The organism is Mesorhizobium argentiipisi (SeqCode) (assembly GCF_037179585.1).
In the GTDB taxonomy this organism is placed as follows: domain Bacteria; phylum Pseudomonadota; class Alphaproteobacteria; order Rhizobiales; family Rhizobiaceae; genus Mesorhizobium; species Mesorhizobium argentiipisi.
The window spans coordinates 1-3,939 of the sequence record NZ_JAPYKO010000068.1; the positions used below are offsets into that span (position 1 = coordinate 1).

Annotated in this window: 5 protein-coding genes; all 5 read left to right on the top strand. The window is 59.4% G+C overall.

Features of this window, described 5'->3' with window-relative positions:
- Nucleotides 1–803 (top strand): ferritin family protein (locus O7A05_RS33845; protein WP_463152104.1); only part of this gene is annotated, 803 nt, incomplete at its 5' end.
- A gap of 55 nt (nt 804–858) precedes the next feature.
- Nucleotides 859–1,920, top strand: a complete 1,062-nt coding sequence (locus tag O7A05_RS33850; protein WP_337097744.1) for an NADH:ubiquinone reductase (Na(+)-transporting) subunit F — start codon at nt 859–861, stop codon at nt 1,918–1,920.
- Between the two features lie 48 nt (nt 1,921–1,968).
- Entirely contained in the window at nt 1,969–3,027 is a 1,059-nt protein-coding gene (locus O7A05_RS33855; RefSeq protein ID WP_337097746.1) for an aromatic/alkene monooxygenase hydroxylase subunit beta, read from the top strand.
- Nucleotides 3,028–3,043: 16 nt separating this feature from the next.
- Nucleotides 3,044–3,415, top strand: a complete 372-nt coding sequence (locus tag O7A05_RS33860; protein ID WP_337097747.1) for an MmoB/DmpM family protein — start codon at nt 3,044–3,046, stop codon at nt 3,413–3,415.
- A gap of 73 nt (nt 3,416–3,488) precedes the next feature.
- On the top strand, nt 3,489–3,939 hold a 451-nt coding region (locus O7A05_RS33865), incomplete at its 3' end, for an amidohydrolase family protein (protein ID WP_337097748.1).

Genomic DNA, 3,939 nt, shown 5'->3' on the forward strand with positions numbered 1-3,939 from the left:
ACCGCGACAAGAACAAGGAGTCTTACGCGGAAATGTGGCACCGCTGGATCTATGAGGACTACTACCGCACCTACATGCTGCCGCTCGAGAAATACGGCATCAAGGTCCATCACGACGACGTCCAGGCGGCCTGGGAACGCATTACCAAGAAGAATTACGTCCACAAGGTCGGACAGTTTTTCGCGGTCGGCTGGCCGGTCAATTTCTGGCGCATCGAAGCCCAGACCGACAAGGACTTCGAGTGGTTCGAGCACAAATATCCGGGCTGGTACGCCGAGTTCGGCGATTTCTGGAAATGGTATGCCAAGCTCAGCCACAAGGGCGAGAAGGTGCTGCTGTTCAACAGCGACGTCGGCTACGTCTATCCGCACCGCTGCTGGTCTTGCCTCGTTCCCTGCCTGATCCGCGAGGACATGGTGGTCGGCGAGATCGACGGCCAGCTGCACACCTTCGCCCACGAACTCGACAAGTGGACCGCGACGGTGGCCTTCGCCGACGAGTATCAGGGCCGTCCGACGCCCGCCATGGGCCGCTTCAGCGGCAAGCGCGAGTGGGAGACGCTCTATGACGGCTGGGATCTGGCCGATGCGATCAAGGACCTGAACTTCGTCCGTTCCGACGGCAAGACCCTGGTTCCGCAGCCGCATATGCGCTTCGACGACAAGGAGATGTGGACGCTCGACGACGTGCGCGGCAACAAGCTCGGATCGCCGCTGAACGCGCTGCGCGCTATGTCGCCCGCGGAGCGCGAGAAGCACCTGGCGGATTACGCCAAGGGCTTCACCATCACCCCTTGCAACTAATCAGGGCGAAGGGGCGGGTTCGTCCCGCCCCCGGCTCATCTCACTGGAGGTCCGCATGTCGGAAACCCACACGGTCAGGCTTAGCCCGGTCGGCGTCGATTTCGAGGTCGAGCATGGCGAAACGGTGCTCAACGCCGCGTTTCGCCAGGGGATTGCCCTGCCGCATGGCTGCAAGGAAGGGCAATGCTCGGCCTGCAAAAGCGTGTTGCTCGATGGCGAAGCCGAAATGCTGAAATACTCGACCTTCGCGCTGAATGACATGGAGAAGGAGAGCGGCCACGTCCTTTTGTGCCGCTGCATCGCGTACTCCGATCTGGAAGTCGAGCTTCTCAACTATGACGAGGAGATTTTGGCGAAAGCGATCGCCGTGAAGACGTACAAGGGCCGGATTGCTCGGGTCGAGCGACTGACCCACGACATTCGCGGCATCGAGATCGAACTCGGCTCCCCAATGAAGTTCTGGGCGGGGCAATATGTCGACATCACGGTTAGCACGCAAAAAGGGGAGACGATTACGCGCTCGTTCTCCATGGCAAATACGCCGGACCAAACCGAAAAACTCTGCTTCATCATCAAAAAATACCCTGAGGGAAAATTCTCCGGAGAACTCGATTCCGGAGGCATCAGCGCCGGAGCCGAAGTCACCGTCGTCGGACCCTACGGAACCTGTTTCCGCCGCGACGAACGGCAAGGACCACTGATCCTGGTTGCCGCCGGCTCGGGCATGTCGCCGATCTGGTCTATCCTCAACGACCATCTGAAGAGCGGCGAGAAGCGTCCGGTTTATTTCTTCTACGGTGCCCGGACGCGCAACGACCTGTTCTATCTCGACAGGATTGCCGAGCTGGTCGGCAATCATTCGGACGTCACCTTCATTCCCGTGCTGTCGCACGCGAACGATGACGCCGAATGGCAGGGCGAACGCGGCTTCGTACACCAGAGTGTCGACGCCACGCTCAAGCAACTGGCGGTCGACGGGCAGGGCGATGTCCATGCCTGTGGCCCGCCGCCGATGATCGATGCGCTGCAGCCGGTCCTGTTCATGAACGGGTTCGAAACGGAGCGGATCTTCTTCGACAAGTTCACCACATCGGTAGGTGCAACGCCGGCCCATTGAGGGCGGCCACGCAACGCCCATCGCAACTGCAACAAGGGAGAGAGAATTATGGCAGCTATTTCAAGTTCAGTCGGATCCGGAGCCGCCGGCGCGGCGATCTTTGCCGACTCCGATAGCCGGAAGTACCGGTATTTCGACCCGAAGGGTCAGCGTGCCACCCACTATGAGGACATGACGGTCGACGTGCAGCCCGATCCTGAGCGTTACCTGATACAGGACTGGATCATCTCCTTCGCCGACGGCAAGGGCGCCTACATCAAGCAGAATACCGCCGCGCAGAGCTCCAACTGGCATGCCTTTCGCGCTCCCGACCAGGAATGGGAGCGCACGCACTACCAGCGCCAGTCGAAGATCGAGACGATGGTGCAGAGCGTCATCAACAATGCTCGCAAGTCGGGCGCGCCGAAGACCTTCGACAAGGCCTGGATCAAGATCCTGCAGATGCAGCTCGGCGCCTGGAAGCACGCCGAATTCGGGCTTGGCACTTCGCTGATGCAGGCGCAGCGTTACGGCTATACCCAGATGATCAACAACGCGACGCTGACCAACTCGTCCTACAAGCTCAGGCTTGCACAGGACATCACGCTCTACCTTGCCGAAATCGGCATGGACCTACCTGGATGGGACGACGAACTCGGCAAGAAGGCATGGCTTGAGGACAAGAACTGGCAGGGCACCCGCGAAGCGGTCGAGACCATCATGGGCGCGTCCGATTATCTCGAGCAGTACTTCGCCATCAACATTATCTTCGAACCGTTGGTCGGCGAAGTGTTCCGCTCCGGCTTCCTGATGCAGATCGCCGCCGCCAACCACGACTTCATCACGCCTGCGGTGATTTCGGCTGCCGAAGCCGATTACGAGCGCAACCTCGCCAACACGATCGACCTCATGCACCTCCTCGCCAATGACGAGACGCATGGCGCCGCCAACCGAAAGCTTTTCCAGGGGTGGGTCAAGAAACACGGCGCGCTCGCCGACAAGGCAGCCACCGGCCTGCAGCCGATCTGGTCGATGCCGCATTCCAAGCCGGTCGCATTCGCGGATGTCCGTGCCAAATCCGAGGAACGGATTGGCCAGATCCTTGGCGAACTCGGCCTCAAGCGCTGAAAAAGGGGAAATTGTCATGTCATTAGCAGCACGCGACGCCACTCATTCCAACATCTTCAAGGAGATGAAGGACATCACCTTCGAACAGACGATTTCGCATCAGTGCGGCGTCACCATGAACGACTCGGTCGAAGCCAGGGCCATCGCCGAATTCATGGGCCAGAAGGCTGGGGTGACGATCACCTACCAGCCGGCGATGATCCGCATCGACGGCAGCGGCAAGCTGGTCTTCAAGATGGACGAGATCAGCGAATATCTCGGCCGCGAGATGACGGCGGAAACCTTCGAGGTCAACAGCTCCACCCACTACGGGCGGATGGTGCGCATCGACGACAACACGGTGATCCTGTTCGGCAACATGGACGAGATGTTCGAATACATCGAATAGACGCCAAAGCATCAGGCGCGCCGCCTGGTGGCGGCGCGCCGAACCGATCAACACCCATCACGCGGAGGGAAGAATGTTTAGGACACCGGAAGGCAAGGATATTTTCGTGGTCGACGGCCACACCCATTTCTGGGACGGCAGCCACGAGAACCAGAAAAATGTCCACGGCAAGCAGTTCATCGAGTGCTTCTATGCCTATCACACGGGGCTGAGCCCCAAGGACCAGCTGTGGGAGAAGAGCAAGTTCGAGAAATACAGCGCCGACGATCTCTATCGCGACCTGTTCATCGACGGTCCCGACGATGTGGCGATCGTCCAGTCGACCTATCTTAAGGATTTCTACAAGAACGGCTTCAACACGATCGAGCGCAACGCCGAGGTGGCCAAGCGCTATCCTGAGCGTTTCATCGTCAATGGTGCTTTCGATCCGCGCGACGGTGAGAAGGCGCTGGAGTACATCCACTTCCTCAAGGAGACCTATGACATCAAGGGCGTGAAGATGTACACGGCCGAATGGAACGGCG

What these genes read in the sequence shown, in the direction of transcription:
- O7A05_RS33850 (WP_337097744.1), top strand. Translation starts at nt 859, where the DNA reads ATGTCGGAAACCCACACGGTCAGGCTTAGCCCGGTCGGCGTCGATTTC.
- O7A05_RS33855 (WP_337097746.1), top strand. Translation starts at nt 1,969, where the DNA reads ATGGCAGCTATTTCAAGTTCAGTCGGATCCGGAGCCGCCGGCGCGGCG.
- O7A05_RS33860 (WP_337097747.1), top strand. Translation starts at nt 3,044, where the DNA reads ATGTCATTAGCAGCACGCGACGCCACTCATTCCAACATCTTCAAGGAG.